Source organism: Caballeronia sp. LZ028, assembly GCF_031451415.1.
Lineage (GTDB): Bacteria > Pseudomonadota > Gammaproteobacteria > Burkholderiales > Burkholderiaceae > Caballeronia > Caballeronia zhejiangensis.
This window is the reverse complement of record NZ_JARUXN010000003.1, coordinates 301,515-322,343: the sequence shown is the minus strand read 5'-3', so window position 1 is coordinate 322,343 and position 20,829 is coordinate 301,515. Positions and strand designations below refer to the sequence as shown.

Annotated in this window: 11 protein-coding genes; 2 read left to right on the top strand and 9 right to left on the bottom strand. The window is 65.9% G+C overall.

Annotated features, from left to right (window positions below; all coding sequences use genetic code 11):
- Nucleotides 1–24: 24 nt before the first annotated feature.
- Nucleotides 25–9,567: a non-ribosomal peptide synthetase gene (locus QCE58_RS19060; protein ID WP_309780058.1), complete on the bottom strand. Its 9,543-nt coding sequence runs from the start codon at nt 9,565–9,567 to the stop codon at nt 25–27.
- A 209-nt stretch (nt 9,568–9,776) separates the two neighbouring features.
- Here QCE58_RS19060 and QCE58_RS19055 point away from each other — a divergent pair, with 209 nt between their 5' ends.
- The gene (locus tag QCE58_RS19055) at nt 9,777–11,519 is read left to right on the top strand and encodes a cyclic peptide export ABC transporter (protein ID WP_250522231.1); all 1,743 of its coding nucleotides are present in this window, start codon (nt 9,777–9,779) and stop codon (nt 11,517–11,519) included.
- A 30-nt stretch (nt 11,520–11,549) separates the two neighbouring features.
- On the opposite strand, the gene QCE58_RS19050 is transcribed toward QCE58_RS19055, so the two are convergent.
- The 7 genes from QCE58_RS19050 to QCE58_RS19020 all read right to left on the bottom strand — a co-directional run bounded on the left by QCE58_RS19050 (nt 11,550) and on the right by QCE58_RS19020 (nt 18,220).
- Nucleotides 11,550–12,503, bottom strand: coding sequence for an iron-siderophore ABC transporter substrate-binding protein (locus tag QCE58_RS19050; RefSeq protein ID WP_051996440.1), 954 nt, complete (start codon nt 12,501–12,503; stop codon nt 11,550–11,552).
- On the bottom strand, nt 12,500–13,258 hold the full coding sequence (gene fhuF, locus QCE58_RS19045) for a siderophore-iron reductase FhuF (RefSeq protein ID WP_250522230.1): 759 nt from the start codon (nt 13,256–13,258) through the stop codon (nt 12,500–12,502). The genes QCE58_RS19050 and fhuF overlap by 4 nt, the downstream gene beginning before the upstream one ends.
- Entirely contained in the window at nt 13,255–15,339 is a 2,085-nt protein-coding gene (fhuB, locus tag QCE58_RS19040) for a Fe(3+)-hydroxamate ABC transporter permease FhuB (protein ID WP_250522229.1), read from the bottom strand. Before fhuB ends, fhuF begins: the two co-directional genes overlap by 4 nt.
- 94 nt (nt 15,340–15,433) lie before the next feature.
- Nucleotides 15,434–16,249 (bottom strand): ABC transporter ATP-binding protein, encoded by an 816-nt coding sequence (locus QCE58_RS19035; protein WP_008347635.1) that lies wholly within the window; start codon nt 16,247–16,249, stop codon nt 15,434–15,436.
- The gene (locus QCE58_RS19030) at nt 16,246–17,244 is read right to left on the bottom strand and encodes a TauD/TfdA family dioxygenase (RefSeq protein ID WP_250522228.1); all 999 of its coding nucleotides are present in this window, start codon (nt 17,242–17,244) and stop codon (nt 16,246–16,248) included. Before QCE58_RS19030 ends, QCE58_RS19035 begins: the two co-directional genes overlap by 4 nt.
- Complete coding sequence (locus tag QCE58_RS19025) at nt 17,244–17,489, bottom strand: MbtH family NRPS accessory protein (protein ID WP_008347630.1); 246 nt, start codon at nt 17,487–17,489, stop codon at nt 17,244–17,246. The genes QCE58_RS19030 and QCE58_RS19025 overlap by 1 nt, the downstream gene beginning before the upstream one ends.
- A 35-nt stretch (nt 17,490–17,524) precedes the next feature.
- A complete protein-coding gene (locus QCE58_RS19020; protein ID WP_250522227.1) occupies nt 17,525–18,220 on the bottom strand; it encodes an RNA polymerase factor sigma-70 in 696 nt (231 codons plus the stop codon).
- A gap of 297 nt (nt 18,221–18,517) precedes the next feature.
- On the opposite strand from QCE58_RS19020, the gene QCE58_RS19015 reads away from it, so the two are divergent.
- Nucleotides 18,518–19,663: a GGDEF domain-containing protein gene (locus tag QCE58_RS19015; protein WP_250522226.1), complete on the top strand. Its 1,146-nt coding sequence runs from the start codon at nt 18,518–18,520 to the stop codon at nt 19,661–19,663.
- A gap of 3 nt (nt 19,664–19,666) precedes the next feature.
- On the opposite strand, the gene QCE58_RS19010 is transcribed toward QCE58_RS19015, so the two are convergent.
- The gene (locus QCE58_RS19010; RefSeq protein ID WP_081851927.1) at nt 19,667–20,644 is read right to left on the bottom strand and encodes a M23 family metallopeptidase; all 978 of its coding nucleotides are present in this window, start codon (nt 20,642–20,644) and stop codon (nt 19,667–19,669) included.
- Nucleotides 20,645–20,829: the final 185 nt, after the last annotated feature.

The window sequence follows — 20,829 nt, the reverse complement described above, 5'->3', positions numbered from 1 at the left end:
CGTGTCCTCTTTGACTTGCGGTTTTCATTGCGTCTCCAGTTCATCGAGCAAGGCATCGATGACGCTCGCGGCGTCATGCGCGCCGCCCTTTTCATCGCGTGAAGCCTGCGCGGCGTCGATCGCGGCGGCGCAGCGCGCAAGCGTGCGTTCATCGAACAGCGTGCGCAGCGGCAACGTGAGCGACCAGTGCAGATTGGCCTGAGCGTTCGCTTGCGTCGCGAGCAGCGAGTGGCCGCCGAGCGTGAAGAAATCGTCGTCGCGGCCGATGGCCTCCACTCGCAGCACGCGCTGCCAGATTGCGGCGAGTTCGCGTTCCGTCTGCGTTCGCGCCGCCGTCACGATGCGTTGCGTTCGCGCCGGGGCCGGCAGCGCGTTGCGGTCGCATTTGCCATTCGGCGTGACCGGCAACGCGTCGAGTGCCATCACACGCGCGGGCACCATGTACGCAGGTAGTTGCGAACGCAACGAATTCAGCACGGCGCTTTCATCGAAGGTCTCCGATGCCGCGCATGAGACGTAGCCGATCAACTGCTCGTCGCGCACGATCACGACCGCATCGCGCACATCCGGCTCGGCGCGCAGCAGCGCTTCGATCTCGCCCGGCTCGATTCGTTGTCCGCGCAGCTTCACTTGCGTGTCGATGCGGCCGAGATAGTCGAGCGCGCCATCGTCGCGGCGGCGCGCAAGATCGCCCGTGCGATACAGTCGCGCGCCCGCGACGAACGGGTCGGGCACGAAGCGCTCCGCTGTCAGCGACGGCCGTCCGAGATAGCCGCGCGCGAGTCCCGCACCGCCGAGATAGAGTTCGCCGATGCCGCCCGCGGCCACCGGATGCAGCGCTGCATCGAGCACATGCAGTTGCAGGTTCGCGATCGGATGACCGATAGGTACGGAAGCGGATTCGATATCGTCCGCGCTGCACGTCCAGTGCGATACGTCGATGGCGGCTTCGGTCGGACCATAGAGGTTGTAGAGCCGCGCGTTCGGCAAGAGCCTCGCGACGCGCGCGACGAGCTCGGGCACAAGCGCTTCACCGCTCGCGACGATTCGCTCGATGCTCGCGCAGCGCTTCGCATCGCCGAACTCGTCGATATGCGCGACGAACGCCGCGAGCATCGACGGCACGAAATGCAGCGTGCTCACGCGATGCGCCTCAATGGCTGCGACGAGCCGCGCCGGATCGCGATGATCGCCGGGCGCGGCGATAGCGAGCTTCGCGCCCGTCGCGAGCGGCCATACGAACTCCCATACGGAAACGTCGAAACCGAACGGCGTCTTGTGAAGCACGACGTCGTCGCGCGTCAGGCGATAGGCGTCCTGCATCCACGCAATACGGTTCGCCAGCGCGCCATGCGTGTTGCCCGCGCCTTTGGGCTTGCCGGTCGAGCCGGACGTGTAGATGAGATACGCGAGATGCGCATCGGTGACGTCGATGGACGCAGTGAGCGTCGCGTCGCCTTGCATGAGCGCATCGACATCGAACACGCGCGCCGTCGAAGCAACCGACTCCACGCGCGCACGCAAGTGCGTTTGCGTCAACACGACAGCGGGTTTCGCATCGTCGAGCAGATAGGCGATGCGATCCGCCGGGTAATCCGGATCGATCGGCAGATACGCCGCGCCCGCCTTCAACACGCCGAACAGTGCAACGACCATGTCGAACGAACGCTCGACGCACAGCGCGACCGCCGTGTCGTGCGCGACGCCCGCTGCAAGCAACGCAGCGGCAACGCGATTCGCGCGCTCGTTCAACTGCGCATACGTGATGCGATTCACAATGCCGTCGACCGCGATCATCTCAAGCGCGATGGCATCGGGCGCGGCGTTCGCCATGCGTTCGAATTGCCGATGCAGTGGCAGGCTTTCGATATCGCTCCATGCGCGCGCTGTCGCATTGAAACGCGCGACGTCATCCGCGAGCGCGATCGTGCCGAGCGGCACATCGGGGTTCGTCGCAAATGCGTCGAGACATGTGGATAGCGCGCGATGCAGTGCCGCCACACGCGATTCATCCAGACGCGCCGCGTCGTATCCATAGTCGATGACGATAGCTTCGCCCGCCTCCACGACGAGCGTCAACGCGAAGTCGGTCGCTTCGATGTTGCGCAACGCGCGCATTTTTAGCGCGCGTTCGTCGCGGCCGGCCCATGCTTCATCGACGGGATAGTTCTCGAATACGACGAGCGTGTCGAACAACGCACCGCCGCCTTGACCTGCCCAGCGTTGAATATCCGCGAGCGGCGTGTGAGCGTGTTCGTGGGCTGCGGCGTTATCCGCTTGCAATTCGCGCAGCCATGCGGACGCGGCGCGTTGCGGCAGCGGCTCGGCGATCACCGGCAACGTGTTGATGAAGAGTCCCAGTACGCCGTCGATATCGGCGAGGGAGTCCGGGCGGCCTGCGACCGTCGCGCCGTACGCCACGCTCGCCTGATGCGTCATGCGCTGCAACACGAGCGCCCACGCGCCTTGCACGAGCGTGTTGAGCGTCACGCGCAGATGGCGCGCGGCGTCGGTGAGACGCGCGGTCATCGCAGGGTCGAGCGACGCGCGCCACGAGCGATGATCGTCGAGTGTCGGCGCCTTGCTCGCTTCGCGCTGCGCGATGCGCGTCGGTTCGCCGAGGCGTGCGAGACGGTCGGTCCAGAACGCTTGGTCGGCTTGCGCATCGCGTGTCGCGAGCCATTCGATGAAGTCGCGATAACGCGCCTTCGCGTGCGCGACGAACGGCTGCGCGCGCGGCGGCTCGATGTAGTCGCGCAGGACATCCGCGAACATGCGGGCCGTGCTCCAGCCATCGAGCAGCAGATGATGACGCGTCCACACGATGCGCCATTCATCGTCGGTGACGCGAATCAGCGTGACGCGCATCAGGGGCGGCGCGGCAAGATCGAAGCCGCGCGCGCGATCGTCGGCGAGCCACGTTTCAAAGGCGGCCGATGCATCGCTACGTTCGCGCCAGTCGATCACATCGAAAGGCAAGCGCGCCTGGCGATGCACGATCTGCATCGGCGCGGCTTCATCGGCGGTAAAGCCTGTGCGCAGGATGTCGTGACGCGGCACGGAAGCCTCGAAGGCCGCGCGCAGGCGGTCTACATCGGGCGCGATCAACGTTGCGGCAAACTGATTCACATACGTCGACTGCTCAGGCGCGAACAGCGAGTGGAACAGGATGCCCTGCTGCATCGGCGAGAGGGGATAGATATCGGCGATGCTGCGCAGATCCACAGGCAGGCGTTCGAGCGCCGCTTGCGTCAAACCGCCGTCGCGGGCGAGCGGGAAATCGCCCGGCGTCGCGCCTGCGCCTTTCATCGCGATGCGCCCGGCGCATGCAGCGACGATATCGGCGAGCGTGCCCTCGAATCGCTGCGCAAGCGCCTCGATCGTCGCGCGTTCGAATTGCGTCGCGCCGTAGACCCAATGCAGCCTGAGCGTGCGCTCCGCTCCATCGGCGACATAAGCGTGAATCGCGAGCGCGTTGCCGAGCGGACCGGAAGGATCGCGCTCGCAACCCGCGCCGCCGAAGCGCGGCGTGAACGCTGCGTCGCGCGAATCGAGCGAATCGAACTGACCGAGGTAGTTGAAGGTCACGCGCGGCCGCGGCAATGCTTCGAGCGAAGCGCGCGTCGCATCGTCGCCGAAATGGCGCAGCACGCCGAAGCCGAGACCTTTGTTCGGCACTGCGCGCAGCGTGTCTTTCGCGGCTGCGAGCGTTTCGATCGGCGATGCCAGCACCGGAATCGAAACCGGATAGTGACTCGTCAGCCATCCGAGCGTGCGGCTTGCGTCGATATCGTCGAAGAGCGGTTCGCGGCCATGTCCTTCCAGCTCCATGCGGCACGTCGCGCCGGTCGCATGAGCAAGCGCCGCGATCAGCAGTTCGATCGTCTGCGTGCGATAGGCGAGGTTGGCATCGGCGAGCACGGCACGCGCGAGATCGACTTCGAGCGTCTGTTCGATGACCGCGGCGTCTGCGTTCGTTGCCTTCGCTTGCGGATGATCGAGACGCAGGTCATCGCCCGCAGCGAGTGTGGTGATCCAGTATTTCGCCTCGTCTGCGAAGGGAGAGTGTGTGTCACGCGCGGCTGCCGCAAGGCGCGCGGCCCATTGCGACGCCGTCGCGCCGGTACGCGCAAGACTCGCGGTGCCGCGCGACTGCGCCGCTTGATATGCGCTCGACAGATCGTCGAGCAGGATGCGCCACGACACGCCATCGACGATCAGATGATGAATTGCCAGATAGAGCTTCGTGCGCCCGTCCGCAAGCGATGCAACGAGCGCGCATGCGAGCGGCCCGTGCGAAATGTCGAGCGTGCGCTGAATCGCATCGAACTGCGCAAGCGCATCCGTTTCATCGTTCGCGGCGACGGCTGCGAGCGGCAGCGTATCGAATGCCTTCGATGCCTGCACGATGCGCCATGCGTTAGTCGTGCCATCGCGCTCGAAGCGTTGCCTGAAGATAGCGTGATGCGTAAGCAGCGCATCCAACGCGCGCGCAAAGGCGTCGAGATCGAACGATGCATTCGCGTCGAATTCCACCGATTGATTCCAATGCCCGCGCTGCGGAATGTCGAGTGCGAAGAAGCGCAATTGCGCGGGCGTCAACGCTGCGCTTTCATCCGCCTGTTTCGTCGCGACGACAGGCGCTTTCGCTTCGTTCGTGTCGACAGGCTTCGCGACTAGCGCGAGTTGCGCAACTGTCGCGTTATCGAAAACCTGTTTCGGCGTGACGCGAAGGCCTCGCTTGCGCAGACGCGCGATTACTTGCAGCACGAGAATCGAATCGCCGCCAAGCTCGAAGAAGTTGTCATCGAGCCCGACGTGCTTCGCCTTCAACACGTCCTGCCATACTGAGGCGATGGCTTCCTCGGTGTCGCCGCGCGGCGTATCGCTCGTTACGACGGATTCGACCGGCTTCGATGCGATGCTGCGCAATGCTGCACGATCGATCTTGCCGTTGGCGGTCATCGGCAACGCGTGGAGCATGACGATCGTCGCGGGCAGCATGTAGTCGGGAAGGCGCGCGCCGAGCGCATCGCGCAACGTCGAATCGTCTTGCGCGGAACCGGTCACGAACGAGACAAGCTGAAGACGCCCATCGCGATCGACGGGCAATGTTTCGGCCTGAGCCACGCCTTCGATCGCGCGCAATGCCGCGCTCACTTCGCCCGGCTCGACACGATAACCGCGAATTTTCACCTGATCGTCGAGACGGCCGAGGAAGGCGATACGTCCATCCGCGAGCAGACGAACGCGATCGCCGGTCCGATAAAGGCGTTCGCCGCGCACGAACGGGTGCGGCATGAAGCGCTCCGCTGTCGCCGCGGCGCGTCCGAGATAACCGCGCGCAACGCCCGGCCCGCCGATATGCAACTCGCCGATGCCGCCCGGCGGCACGCACGCGCCGGATGTATCGAGAACATAAGCCTCGGCATTGGGCATTGGGCGTCCGAGCGGCACGCTCTGCGCATTGCGTTCATCGTCGGCGAATGCAGACGCTTCGCACGCAATGGCGCCGACAGTCGCTTCCGTCGGACCATAGTGATTGATGACGCGGCACGAAGGCTTCAACGCCTTCACGCGATCGACCAGCGCCCACGGCAACGACTCGCCGCCCGTCACGAGCGCATGCGACGGCAACACATCGGCAGGATGCTGCGCTTCGAGCAGCGCGTGCAGATGACTCGGCACGATCTTCAGCACGCCCACTTCGCGCACGCGCATTTCTGCGGCAAAGCGATCCGGATCGAACGCGCATCGAGCAGGCAACAGATGCAGCGTGCGTCCCGAACACAATGCGCCGAAGAGCGTCGTATGACCGAGATCGGCGGCGACCGTCGAGACCATCGCCATCGATGCGCCAGGCGCGAACGCGAGTTCATCGAGCATGCCTTGCACGTAGTCGGCGAGCGCGCGATGCGGCACCGCTACGCCCTTCGGCGTGCCCGTCGAGCCCGACGTGAAGATGACATAAGCGGTCTGCGCAGGCGCAAGCTGCACGCGCTGCACGGCGGCATTCGCGAGCGATGCATCGTGCGCGAGCGTATCGACATCGAGCAGTTGAGCATTGCCGAGCGCGCGCGGCGCGTTGTCGTCGTTCATCGCGACGAGCGCGAAACGCGCGCCGCATGCGTCGATCGCGGCATCGATGCGCGCGTGCGGCATCGACGGATCGAGCGGCACCGCATAAGCACCCGACTTCATCGCGCCGATCAACGCAACGACGAAGCGCACCGAACGTTCGATGCACACCGCGACCGCCTGCTCCGCCTTCGCGCCTTTATGACGCAACGCGAGCGCGATGCGGTTCGATGCGTCGTCGAGTTCGGCGTAACTGATCTGCGTATGCGCGTCCGCAAGCGCGATGCGATGCGGCGTGGCGCTTGCGTGATGCGCGATCAACGCGAGGATATCGTCGGCTTCGAAATTCAGTGCGCGGCCTCGTTGCACGTCGCGCTGAGGCACGCAATCGAGCGATGCGATCGGGCGCGACGGATCGCGCACCGCATCCGCGACGAGCGTCGCGAAGCTCGCAAGCCATGCGCGCGCGGTGGCTTCATCGATGCAATCGCACGCGTAAGCCGCGACGAGTTCAATGCCGCGAACATCGTCGGTGAAGTCGAGCGCGAAATCGAAACGCGCCGCGAGATCGGGGCCGGGCGTTGCAATCGCCGATGCGTTCGGCAACGTCGATGTCAACGCTGCATCGAACTGCTGCGCGAGCTTCACGCGCAGCCACTCGTCGCCACGCGCGACGGGCGGCTTCACTGCATCGAGCACGCGATCGAACGGCACGTCCTGATGCGCGAACGCATCGAGCGCATGAATGCGCGTCGCTTCCATCAGATCGGAAAACGTTTGAGCCGCATCGACGCGCGCACGCAACGCCAGCGTGTTCAGGCACAGGCCGATGAGCGCCGCCGTCTCGGGACGCTGCCGATGCGCGACCGGCGTCGCAACAACGAAATCGTTTGCGCCCGTAAGCCGATGAAGCCACGCGTCGAACGCGCTCAGCAACACCACGAACGGCGATGCGTGCTTCGTGCGTGCAAGCTGACGCAATGCGTTCGACGTATCGGCGGACAAGCGCAACGTTACGCGTTGCCCGCGATGATCGCGTTCGGCTGGACGCGCGCGATCCAAAGGAAGCGCGAGCGGTTCAGGCGCGGCATCGAGCGCCTTGCGCCAGAAGCGAAGCTGACGCGCGCCCTCTTCACCCGCGACGAGTTCGCGCTGCCACTGCGCGTAATCCGCGTATTGAATCGGCAACGCGGCAAGCGAAGGCGTTTGGCCTTGCGCGTACGCGCTATAAACATGCGCGAGTTCATCGAAGACGATGCGCGAGCTATAGCCATCCGTGATCGCGTGGTGCGCCGCCAGCATCAGCCGGTGCGATTCATCGCCGGACGATGCGAGCGTCGCGCGCAACAGCGGACCATTCGACAAGTCGAACGCTTCGCTCGCGTGACGTTCTTCATCAGCATTCGAACTGTGATTCACACGCTGAATCGTCACCGGCAAGGACTTGTGAATGCGCTGCATGACGACGCCGTCTTCGTTCTCGACGAGCGTCGTGCGCCATGCCTCGTGGCGTTCGATCAAATGATCCAGCGCGCGTTGCAATGCGTTTGCATCCAGCCTGCCGCTGATGTCCCAACGACCCGCGACGTGATACGCTGCGCCCGCGTCGCGCGTTTGCGCGAGCACCCAGAAGCGCTGCTGCGCGAACGATGCCGCGCGATCGACATAAGGCGCATCCGACGAAACCACGCTTCTCACGATGACCGGATCGCTCGCCTCCTTCTCGCTCGCATCGATCGATGCGGCCAGTGCTTGCAGCGGCGGATCGCCGAAGATCGTATCGAGCCGCAGATTCACGCGCCAGTCGATGCGGATCGCCGCCTGCAACTGCATCGCCGCGAGCGAATCGCCGCCGCGTCCGAAGAAGCGATCAGCACGTCCGATGGGCGCGGCATGGTCGAGAATGCGCTGCCACGTTTGCGCGAGACGGCGTTCGGTATCGGTCGCCGGCTCGATGTAATCCGCGTCGCACGACATCGACGTTGCGCGATCCGCCTGCTTCTTCAACGCATCGCGATCGAGCTTGCCGTTCAACGTATACGGCAGGCGCGCGAGCCTCACATACCGATGCGGCTGCCAGGCTGCGGGCAAATGTTCCGCGAGATATGCCTTCAACGCGGCATCGCTTACAGCTTCATGTGCGGGCGCGAAACAGGCGGTTAGTTGCACGCGTCCGTTCGTCGAATCGGCGAGCACGGCTGCGTCGCGAATGGATGGATGCGCGCGCAAACACGCGGCGATTTCCGCAGGCTCGACGCGCACGCCGCGAACCTGCACTTGGTCATCGATGCGGCCGAGATAGTCGTAAGCGCCATCGGCACGTTCGCGCGCGAGGTCGCCCGTGCGATAGATGCGCGCGCCCGGCTCGCCGGAAGCATCGGGCACGAAACGCTCCGCCGTGAGCGCAGCGCGACCGTGATAGCCGCGCGCGATGCACGCGCCGCCGAGCAGCAACTCGCCATCGTCGATGCGCGCGACACGCGGACCGATCACGCGTCCGATGGGCAGCGACGCATACGCATCGGCATCGTCGAGATCGGGCGTGACGTGCGGCTCGACGGGCCAGAGCATCGGCGAGATGACGGCTTCCGTCGGACCATATCCGTTGATGAGGCGCTGCGCCGCGAATACACGACGCACGCGCGCGAACGCTTCACGCGACAGCGCCTCGCCGCCGAACGCGAGCACGCGCAACGAGGCCGGCACGCCTTTGCGCTCGGCAACGGAAGCGAATTCGCGCAGATAAGCAGGCGGAAACGCGGCCACATTCACGCGTTCGCGTTCGATCAACGTATGCGCTGCTTCGGGCGCGAACGGCGGCGGCGCCGTGATGACGACGCGCGCCCCCACGGCCAGCGGCGCGAGCCAGCATTCGTGCGCCGCATCGAAGTTCACCGATGCGAAGTGCAGCAAGCTGTCGCCCTCGCCGATGCCGAGCGCCGCCACAAGTGCATCGCAATGCGCGGCGAGCGGGCCATGTTCGACGACGACGGCCTTCGGCGCGCCCGTCGATCCCGACGTGTAAATCATGTACGCGGCTGCGCGCGGATGCACGGGCGCAGCGTCGTTGAGCGCGGGCGCATCGGCGATGTCTTGCTCTGCGTCGAAGCATCGCGTGAAGCGCGCGCGCATCGCATCGTCGGCGTGTCGATCGACGATGCCGTGCGCGAGGCGCGCATCGTTCGCGATCCAGTCGAGACGCGCGGCAGGATGATGCGGATCGAGCGGCACGAATACGCCGCCCGCCTTCAACACGGCAAGCAGCGCGACGAACAATTCACAAGAACGCTCGACGCATACGCCGACGCGCACTTCAGCGCCGACGCCCGCAGCGCGCAGACGCGCCGCGAGCCGCGACGCGCGGGCATCCAGTTCGCCGCGTGTGAGACGTGCGTCGTCATGTGCATTGAATGCGAGGGCGGGCGCATCCGGTTGAAGGCGCGCGAGTGCCTTGATACGAAGATGCAGCGCGGTCGGAAAACTCGTCATCGGCATGAATTCCTTCGGGTTCCGGCCGCATCGGGAAAAGCTGCGGCACGAACGTGGGCCGCTGAAAATGCGGCTTCATTCGGGATGACGATTCGCGCGAAAAAATTTTTACCGCTTTTCATGCGCTAAAGATTCGTCGTGCTGAAACGTCTCTATGTAGAGGTGCGTTCAGCGCCGCTTTCCGACTTCAGTTCAGTGATGCCCTGCCAATGACTGCTATCCACGAGCCTTTAGATTCTTCCGCCACGCAGAAGCCCGCTGCGCGCCTCATCCTCGCGCTGCTCAAGCGCTCGCGCGGCGCATTCGCGGTGGCGCTCGTCGCCTGCGTGATGAACGGCATCGCGAGCGTGATGCTCGTCGCGACGCTCAATCGCGCGCTATCGACGCCTTCATCCGCCGATGGCGCGCTCGCCTGGCGCTTTGCGTTGTGCGCGGTCATCGCGCTCTTCACGCGCGTCGTATCGGGCGTGCTGTTCGCGCGGCTCTCGCAGGACACGATGGCGCAACTGCGCGAGCATGTCGCGCGGCGCGTGGTGGCGGCGGAGTTGCGCGATGTCGAGCGCATCGGCGCGGCGCCCGTTCAGTCCGTATTGACCGACGACGCCACCAATGTCTCCATGCTCTTCTTCGCGTTGCCGAACATCGTGATGCACGGATCGATCGTGTTCGGCTGCCTCGGCTATCTCGCGTGGCTGTCGTGGCCGGTTTGCCTGCTCGCGCTCGCGGCGATCATCACCGGATCGCTCGGCTATCACCTCGGCGACAAGCGCGCGATCGCTTCGCTCGAAGCGGCCGGGCAATCGCAGGACAAGCTGTTCGGCTATCTCGGCGCGCTCTTTGCGGGCGCGAAGGAATTGAAGCTGCATCGCGCGCGCTCGCAGCAGTTCGTCGATGGACAACTCGGCGCGGCAATCGGCGAAGTGCGCGATCATCGGCGGCGCGCGTTCAGCGCCTATGCGATCGGCGTGGGCTGGATCATCTTTCTGTTCTACGGCTTTCTCGGTGCTGCGGCGTTCTGGCCATCGCTCGGCGTGCGCGCGGATGCGGGCGCGACAGCAGGCTACGTTGTCGTGTTTCTGTTCATGCTGGTGCCGCTCGATGGTCTGCTCAACAACATTCCCACGCTGAACGCGGCGCGCGTTTCGCTGGCGCGCATCGAGAAGGTGATGGCGGAGTTCGGCAGTCTGCGCGTGTCTTCTGTTTCTGTTTCCTCCGCCGATGATGCGGGCTTTCACACGCTCACCATGCGCGGCGTCGGGCACTCGTATTTCCATGAACGCGACGAGCGCATGTTCCGCATCGGTCCCGTCGATCTGACGTTCAGGCCGGGTGAACTCGTGTTCATCGTCGGCGGAAACGGCAGCGGCAAGACCACGCTTGCGAAAGTGCTTACAGGGCTTTATGAGCCTGAATCGGGCGTGATCGAAGTCGATGGCGTCGCGGTCGATGCAACGAATCGCGCTGCATATCGCGAGCGTTTCACTGCCGTGTTCAACGACTTCCATCTGTTCGATGCGCTGCTCGGCATCGTCGATCCGAACGATGCATCGCGCGCGGCCGCGGATGCCCGCGCGAATGCGCTCGTCGCGAAGCTGTCGCTGGACCACAAGGTGAAGGTCGTCGATGGCGCGTTCTCGACGCGCTCGCTTTCCACAGGTCAGCGCAAACGGCTTGCGCTGGTGGTCGCGTATCTCGAAGACCGTCCGCTCTATCTCTTCGATGAATGGGCCGCCGATCAGGACCCGGCATTCAAAGCGGTGTTCTACGAGCAGTTGTTGCCGGAGTTGCGTGCGCGTGGCAAGACTGTCATCGTCGTGACGCATGACGACCGCTATTTCTACATCGCGGATCGCGTGCTGAAGCTGGAGAACGGAATGGTCGTGAACGAGACGCGCGGCGGCGGCGTGAGAGCGGCAACGCTCGACGTTCAGGCGAATGGCACATCGGGTTGAACGATGAACGGGGCGCAAGGCCCCGTTTTTTCAATGCTTCGGCAACGCAAGCAGCTTTTCGGTAATCATGTCGCCGAGCTTCAACGCCGACATCGGCCCGCCGAATCCCCAGATATTCGGTTCGACGAGCGTCACGCGCTGTGCCTTCTTCGCGGGCACGAAGCGCCATATCGGCGAATCGAGTGTGGCATCGACGGACGTCGCCGCATTCGATGTCGTCACGAACAGCACGGCCACATCCGGCCGCTTCAGGAAGTCCGCCGACGTCACATACACGGTGCCTTCGCGCGTGGGCTTTTCAGGCCACAGATGAACGCCGAGCGCACGCGCGACGCCCGCCGCCGTGCTGTTACCCGTATAAGCCCAGTATCGGTCGGGCAGGCCGAGGTCTTGCAACAGCGCGAAGCGCGTGCCCGTCAAACCCGCTTCCTTCAGACGCGCGGCATCGCGAGCCAGTCCCGCATCGAGCTTGGCATCGGCGATGCGCGCCTGCTCTTCGCGTCCTGTCATGCACGCGATCGTGTGAAAGATGCTGCGCGTCCATTCGAGCTGCGTGCGCGCGCCGTCGGCTTTGCCGTTCTGCACATCCGGGCTGAATTGAAACAGCACCGTCGGCGCGATGCGATCCAGCGCCGCGAAAATCGGCGCATGTCGATAACCCACGCCGATGATCAGATCCGGCCGCGTCGATGCGATCGCTTCCAGACTCGGTTCCTGACGCGTGCCGACCGCCGGCACGCCTTCGAAGCGCGCGCTGTCGTAGCCGATCCAGCCGTCGTAATACTCGGGATCGACGACACCGACGGGCGTCATGTCGAGCGCGGCCACGTCTTCGGCGAACATGAATTCGAGCACGACGATGCGCAACGGGCGCGCAGGCATCGTCTTGCTGAATTGCGACACGGTCGGATTGCCGGCGAGCGGCGCGCAGGCGAGCGCGCGCTGACCGGAGAACGCGATGCACAGACACGCTCCAAGCGCTATCGAGAGATGGCGTCTTGCAAAGCGAGTTCTTCGTCGCGCATCGTCAAAAGCAGCGGGCAGCTTGCGCACAGTTGCGTCTCTCCGGGAATCTCATAGCGCACGCAGCATACGCGGCGCGCGCGAAACGGGTTGGGCAGAAGCGTCGATCGCGGCGTCGCATCGCGGATCGGCGTGCGCAGCGGATTCGCATCGCCGGCGCGAAAGAGCCAGGCCGCGTCGATATCGGCATCGCTGAAAATCGACCGGCAATTCGCGAGCAAATAGTCCAGCACGTTGCCCGCGTTGCTCCACAGCACGCGCGGTGCGATCTTCGTCATGCCCGCGATCATGCCGATCACGCGGTCCAGATGCGCGACGAGACTCGCATAGCGGCGCGCGGGATCGGCATCGGGTGCGCGCAATGCATCGGCATCGAAATGAAGCGCGGCGGGCATGCCCTCTTTCAGCACGAGATGCGTGCGTTCGGGCGACATATCGAGCGGACGCCCGAGCAGCCTCGCCGCCGCCACGCCCGCGGGCGCCGCGAGGCCGAAGTAGTACTTGCTCCATTGCGACAGCAGCGCGCGCGCATGAAGCGCGGCATCGCCGCCATAGAGCGCGATCATCGCGGCGAGCAATGCATCGCGATGATCGGCGAGCGATGTCAGCGCGATGCGTTGTGCATCGTCGTCCGGCTTGCCGAGCCACACGTTCTGCAGATACGGCGCAAGCTCGGGCGGCGCGAATACAGCGAAGGAACGCGCTTGCTCTGTCATCGCGCGCGGCCCTTCTCGCGACGCGTTTCGATGACGAGCAGCGCCAGCATGTAAGGCGCGCCGATCAGCGCGGTCAGAACGCCCGCCGGAATCTCGCGCGGCGCGAGCAGGGTGCGCGCGGCGAGATCGGCGGCGGCGAGCACGAGCGCGCCCAGCAATGCCGCGAGCCAGAGCCGCGTGCCGTGCGTGCGCGCGCCGAGCATCGTCGCGAGATGCGGCGCCATCAGGCCGATGAAGCCGACCGGCCCGACCGCCGCCACCGCCGCGCACGCGGCGAGCGTCGCGACCGTGAGCACGAGCGGACGCAGGAGCGCGATCGGCAGGCCGAGCGCCAGCGCCTGTTCGTCGCCGAGCGCGAGCAGATCGAGCGGACGCGCGAGCAACGCCAGCACCGGCAGCGCGAGCGCGCACCACGGCAGGATCGTCGCGACTTCGCCCCAGCTTCGCCCATACGTGCCGCCGACGAGCCACACGACAAAACGCGCCGGCTGCACGCTCTGCTGCGTGATGAGCCATTGCGCGAGCGTCGTGCATAACGTGCCGATGACGATGCCCGTCAGCGCCACCGCGAGCGGCGCGTATCGATGCCGCCGATTGAAAAGCAGCGTGATGCCGAGCGTCGCGCCGCCGCCGGTCAACGCGGCCGCCGCGAGAAAGAGATGCCCGGCGAGCGGCCAGATCATCAGCGCGGCGAGCGTCGCGAGACCCGCGCCTTGCGTCACGCCGAGCACTTCCGGTCCGGCGAGCGGATTGCGCACGATGCTCTGCATCAGCACGCCGCTCGATGCGAGCAGCGCGCCCGCGAGCAACGCGCACAAAAGACGCGGCACGCGCAGTTCGAGCAGCATGCGGGCGATGTCGTCGCGGTGCGCGAGCGCATCGATCCAGCGCGCGGGGCCGAGCATCGTCGGACCGATGGATGCGCCGATCGCGAGCACCGCGCATCCGATGGCGAGGAGCAAAGCGGCGAGCGCAGGCGACGGCCACGCGGACAACGCCCGCACCGCGCCCATGCCGCGCCGCGCCGATTCGCGCGCCTGGCCCGCGTGCAGCGCGCCGGACCACGCCGCGCCGCTCCTGATCATCGCGAGCATCAGCGGCGTGCCGACAAATGCGATCGCGACGCCCGTCGACAAGGTCGAATCGAGATCGAGCGCGAGCACGGCGCTGTCGGTCGCGAGCACGAGCGCGCCGCCCGCGAGCGCGGAGAGCGGCACGAGCGCCGCGAGCTTCGACGCTTTGGCGCCGCGCAGGTGACGCAGCAGATTCGGCGCGATCAGCCCGACGTACGACAGCGGCCCCGCGATCGCCACCGCGACGCTCGCGAAGCCGACCGCGACCGTCATCGCGAAGAGACGCGTCGCATCGACGTTCACGCCGGCGGCGGCAGCGGCATCGTCGCCGAGCGCGAACGGATCGAGCGGGCGCATCACGAACGGCAGCGCGAGAAGCGGCAACACGAGCCAGCGCAGCGCCGACATCAATCCCGTCGCGCCGGGCTGATACAGACTGCCGCTCGCCCACAGCGACGCGCCGACGACCGTCTGCTCGAAGAACGCGAGCAAGAGCGTCGAGATCGCGGAAAAAAGCAGCATGCACACGCTGCCCGCGAGCACGAGGCGCAAGGGCGTCGCGCGCCAGCCGCCCGCCGCGGCCGCGACGCAACCCGCCGCCGCGAGCCCGCAGACGAACAGCAACGGCACCGACGCCGCGCCGACCACCTCCGGCGCGATCATCGCCGCGAGCAGCCCGAGCTGCGCGCCGCCGGTGATGCCGAGCAGATCGGGCGCGGCGAGCGGATTGCGCGTCAGCGCCTGAAAGAGCGTGCCCGCGACCGCGAGACAGCCGCCCGCGACGAGCGCGGCGGCCACGCGCGGCGCGCCCAGATCGAAGAGAAAGACATGCGCGAGACGCGCGGCATCCGTGCCCGATGGCGCATCGAGCCACGCGCGCAGTTCGGGATAGAGACGCAGCGCGGCCAGCGCGAGAATCAGCGCGATCAACGCACACGCGATCGCGCCCGCGCGATTCGGCGCGGCCACGCGATGCCGCGATGCGTTTGCCGTGGCGAGCGTCGTCATGTCGTTCGGCGTCCGGCGATCAGATCGATGACGAGCGACACGCGCGCCCAGAACGAATGCGCGCGATGCAGGCGGCGGCGAGTCGCGAGCGTCGTCATGCGGCGATGCTCCGTTCTTCGACGCCATCGTAAGCGGGCACGCACATCGGCGCGCCCGTCTGCGGATGCGTGACGCGCAGCATGCGAACGCCGAAAGTCTCCAGCAAATGACGCGGATCGATCATCGCTTCGGGCGAGCCTTGCGCGACGATACGCCCCGCGCGCATCAGCACGATTTCGTCGGAGAACGCCGCCGCCTGATTCAGGTCGTGCAGCACCCAGACGATCGTGAGTCCGCGCTCGCGATTGAGCCGCCGCAATTCCCGCAGGATGTCGAGCTGATGATGGATGTCGAGGTACGTCGTCGGCTCGTCGAGCAGCACGATCGGCGCTTCCTGCGCGAGCGCCATCGCGATCCACGCACGCTGACGCTCGCCGCCGGAAAGCGCGGCGACATCGCGCGCGGCATCGTCGACGAGTCCGCTCGCGTCGAGCGCCGCATCGATCGCCGCGTGGTCCGCGCGCGTGAGACCGCGCATCCAGCCGCCGTGCGCGTAGCGTCCGTAGGCGACGAGTTCGCGCACCGTGAGTCCCGCCGGAATCTGATTGAACTGCGCGAGCATGGTGAGCGTGCGGGCGAGCGCGCGGCGGCGCATCGATGCGAGCGGCTTGCCGTTCACGTCGACCGATCCCGCGCGCGCCGCCTGCAAACCGGCGAGCGTGCGCAACAACGTGCTCTTGCCGCAGCCGTTCGGTCCGCATAACGCGGTGACGCGCCCTTCGGCGATATCGATGTCGAGGTTTTCCAGCACGACGTCGTCGCGATAGGCGACCGTCAACGAACGCGCGCGCAGCGCCACGGACAATGTCATCGCGCCTCGCGGTAACTCTGCGCCATCGCCACGACGACGCGGCGCGGTCCTTCGAACGGATCGCGCGCGTGCGCGGTCAGCATGTTGTCGAGCATCAGCACGTCGCCGGTGAGCCACGGAAATGCGATGCGCTTTTCGTCGAGCACCGCGCGGATCTCGGCGAGCGCATCGGCTTCGAGCGGCGCGCCGTCGCCGTAAAAGACGTTGCGCGGCACGTTTTCCAATCCGACGGCATCGACGAGCGCTTCCTGCATGTCGTCGTCGAGCGCGGAAAGATGAAAGAGATTCGCCTGATTGAACCAGACCATGTCGCCCGTGCGCGGATGCCGCGCGACCGCCTGACAACGCTCTTCCGTGCGCAGCAGCAGTTCGCCGTCGTCGCTGTCGCGCCACGCGCACGCAATCCCGCGCGCCGCGCAGATGCGCTCGACCTCGCGCGGATTTTCCGTGCCGAACGCGTTCTGCCACGGCAGATCGAGTCCTTGCCCGAAGTTGCGCACGTACAGCAGCTCGCGCTTCGCGAAGCGTTCGACGAGCGCCGGACCGAGCGCGCGATACACCGCGCGGCTGTCGGCGATCGGCGTCGCACCGCCCGCACGCGCCGCGAGCGCGCAGTGGAACCAGATGCGCATCGGCCATTCGCGCGTGTACGACTGCTCGTTGTGCAGCGGAATCGAGCGATGCGGCGGATATTCCGTCGACGTGTACACCGCGCCCTCGACCTGGCTGCGCGGCGTCGAGGCGAATTCGTAGCCGATCAGCGGATCGCCGAACGACGCGGCGAATTGCTGGAACGCCTCGATCGACTCGACGGGAAAGCCGGTGAAGCGCACGCCGCCCGCGCGTTCGAGCGATTCCGCGACGATCGAATGCAGCAGCGGCGCGGCATCGGCGAGCGACAGATCGACGCCCGCGCGCGGCGATACGACGACCGGCAAGCCCGGCTCGATCCGCAGATCGGCGAGCGCGGGCGCGGTCACGGAGAGCGCGCTCATCAGTTCAGGCTCGCGCGGGCTTGTGTGGCGATGGCGTCCATGTGACGGCGCAGGCTCGCGGGGCGCATGTCGGTCCAGACCTGTTCGATGTACGCGAGGCAATCGGCCTTCGCGCCGCGCTTGCCGGCTTCGCGCCAGCCCGCGGGCACGTCGCGGAACGTCGGCCAGATCGAATACTGCTCTTCGTCGTTGATGACGACCGTGTAGACGAGATCGTCGGCTGCGTGGTTCTGCTGTTGCGACATGGTGATGTCTCTCTCTGCGAGTTGGCCTATATCGACTAGACGGATGAGCGGCGCGCTTTTTTACCGCCGACGAACGCCGGACACGCGACATTGCGTTCGCGCGCGTCGACGCAAGCGGCGCAATGCTGCTGGGCGTCGCGCACCATGAAGTGCACGAGCGTCTGCGAGACGTTCAGCGCGCGCGCCGCGCTTTGCAGCGTCTCGTCGCGCAGCCGCACCATTTCGAAGGCGGCGCGATTGCGCTCGGGCAACTGCGCGAGCGCATCGCAGACGCGGTGCAGCGTATCGCGGGCCTGCGCGCGCGCTTCGGGCGAGAGTTCGTGCGAGGGCACGTCGAGGCCGTCCTCCTCGTCCGCGCGATAGATGTTTTCGAGGCTTTGCCGCCTGCACGCGTCGATCGACGCATTGCGCACCATGCGCGCGATGTAGCCCATCGGCTGACGCACGGCGTCCTGCTGCGGCAAGTCGATGAGACTGACGAAGACGTCATGCACCACGTCCTCGGCACGGCTCGCGCAACCGACGACGCCGCGCGCCATGTTCACGAGCATCTGCCGGTTGGCGATGGCGAGATCGAGCAGGCTGCGCCCGGTGGCTTCGCGCTCGGGCGGCGCCGGACGCGCGACGGCGGGTTCGCGCCGATGCCAGTAAGCATCGAGAGGCAGATTCGAAGGCGGCGGCGAGGTCGAAGAACGCTTCGACGATGCCGGCTGTATGTGCATGTAAGCCATAAATCGTGCTCCACTTCCGTAGGAGTCGCGAAGCTAACGTAAACGCGAATCGTTCTCAATAAAGCCCTACATGACAGCAGGTCGTAAGGTTTCGCGCGATTCGGACGGATTCCCCGAGCGGATATGGGCGCGCGCGAAGCGGACAAAAAGTCAAGAACACGCCGCGAATAACTATTTTTTATCGCCTGTTCCCAACCGATTGCACGCCGTTGTTAAGCGGTGGCCTACTAAAGTTTCGATGCGAACGACCGTTATCCGCAGTGTGGTCCGGCCCGACCGTGACGCGAAAAGCCCGATATGGAACAACAAACTGAGGTGTTCACCCTGCCGCGCGGACGTGCGGCGACGTGGTTGCTGCACGCGGGAGCCGACATTCCCCGCGCGATCCGCGTCGCCCTCGTCGGAAGCCTGTTCGGCACGCTGCCGATATTCGCGGGCGGCGTGCTGAACACGGTCGCCGTCGCGTGGGTGCTGGACGGCCGCCATCCGACGCCCGCTTTCCACATCTGGCTCGCGCTCGAAATCGCCGTGTGTCTCGTGCGGCTCGTCGTGCTCGTCGTCGCGCGACGCCGCGCGCGCGAGCGCAAATCGACGCTGACGGATACCTACGTGCTTCTCGCGCCGCTTTGGGGCGCAACCGTCGGCTACGGCGCGCTGGTCTCCGTGCTGTCGGGCGACTGGGTCGCCGCGACGCTGTCGTTTCTGTCCGCCGCCGCGATGGTCGGCGGCATCTGCTTCCGCAATTTCGGCGCGCCGCGTCTCGTCGCGGTGATGATCTTTTTGTCGCTCGGGCCGTGCTGCATCGGCGCGGTGCTCTCGGGCGAGCCGACGCTCTGGCTCACGCTTTTGCAAATCCCGTTTTATCTTTTTGCGATGAGCGCCGCCGCGTGGCGTCTGAACGGCATGCTCGTCTCCACGATGAAAGCCGAACAGGAAAACGATCGCCGCGCGCGCCACGACGAACTGACCGGGCTCCTCAACCGCGCGGGTCTTTTCCGGGCGGTCCGGTCGAGCGCGCCAGAGCACACCGCCCTGCTCTATCTCGATCTCGACGGCTTCAAGGCCATCAACGACGCCCACGGCCACGAAATCGGCGATACGCTGCTCGCGCTGGTCGCGCGCCGTTTGCGGCATCTGTCGGGCGAAGGATCGCTGGTCGCGCGGCTCGGCGGCGACGAGTTCGTGATCGTCACGCCGCCGCAGGCCGATCCGCTCGCGCTCGCGGATGTCATCGTGCGCGAGTTGTCGAAGCCCTTCGTCACCGATGCCGGCGCGATGCTGGAGATCGGCGTGAGCATCGGCGTCGCGATGTTCGATCATCATCACGACGAACTCGACGGCGTGCTGCGCGACGCCGACAACGCGCTCTACGAAGCCAAGCGCGCAGGCAAGAGCCGCCGCGTTCTGGCGGGCGTGCGGGAATCGGCCGGTCTCGCCGTCTGAACGTCAGCCGTTGAGCTCGGCGCTCAGCGCTTCCGCTTCCCTCGCGAATCGCTGGCGTTCTTCGCCGTGCAGACGATCGTCGCCGGGAAGATCGACGGTGAGCGGATCCATCGCGACGTCATCGACGTGCACTTCGTAGTGCAGATGCGGTCCGGTCGCCCAACCCGTTTCGCCGACATAGCCGATCACCTGCCCGCGCTGCACCGTTCCGCCAGTCCTGATGCCTTTCGCGAAACGCGAAAGATGCGCGTAGACGGTCGAATACGGCGGCGGATTTTCCAGCATGACGACCTTGCCGTAACCCGTCTGCCTGCCGACAAACGTCACCTTGCCCTGCGCCGTCGCGTGCACCGGCGTCCCGATGGGCGCGGCGAGATCGACGCCGTCGTGACTTTGCCAGCGATGCACGACCGGATCGAACCTTCGCAGCGAGAAGTCCGACGATACCCGCGTGAACGCAACCGGATAGCGCGAGAACGCGGGTTTTGTGCTCTTGCCGTCCTTCGCGTAATAGCGCGTTTCGCCGTTCGGATCGCGATAAAGGAACACGTCGTGCGATGACGATCCGGTCGTCAGACGCACGGCGAGTGGCGGGTCATCGGCGGTTGCGCTGCCTTGCGGACGGTCATAGACCACGCTGAGCGTGTCGCCCTTTCTGAGATCGCGCCGCATGTCGACGTTGCTCGCGAACGCTTCGGTGAGCGTCGCGATCGTCCCTTGGTCGATGCCGAGGCTTTGCGCGGCATCGGAGAACGTCTCGTCGACGGTCGCGCTTTCAGTGGTGCGTGTCGGCGCGGGCGGCGTTTTCGGCGCGGCGCGTTGGGGCAGCGATACGGCGGGCGTGTAGTCCTTATCGGCCGAAGGCGCGGTCGGACGATGCAGCGCGTTGCAGATCACGACCGTACAGATGGAACCGATCGCGCAAGTGAAAAGCAGTCGGCCTGCCTTGCCGGGCAAGGCGTTGGAAGAAGATAAAGGCATCGGCGGAGGCGGATCGAGCGACGCGCGCTTTGGGCGCATCGGTCGAGGGATCAGAAGGCGCGGCGCGGGCCGCGAGCGTCGGGAAAACGCGCGCGTCATTCGATCTGCCGCGAAAGCGGGTAAATCGTCGGGGATCTTTGGACAAAAAGGCGCGCTGACATGGAAAGGCGAGACGGCGGAGGCGT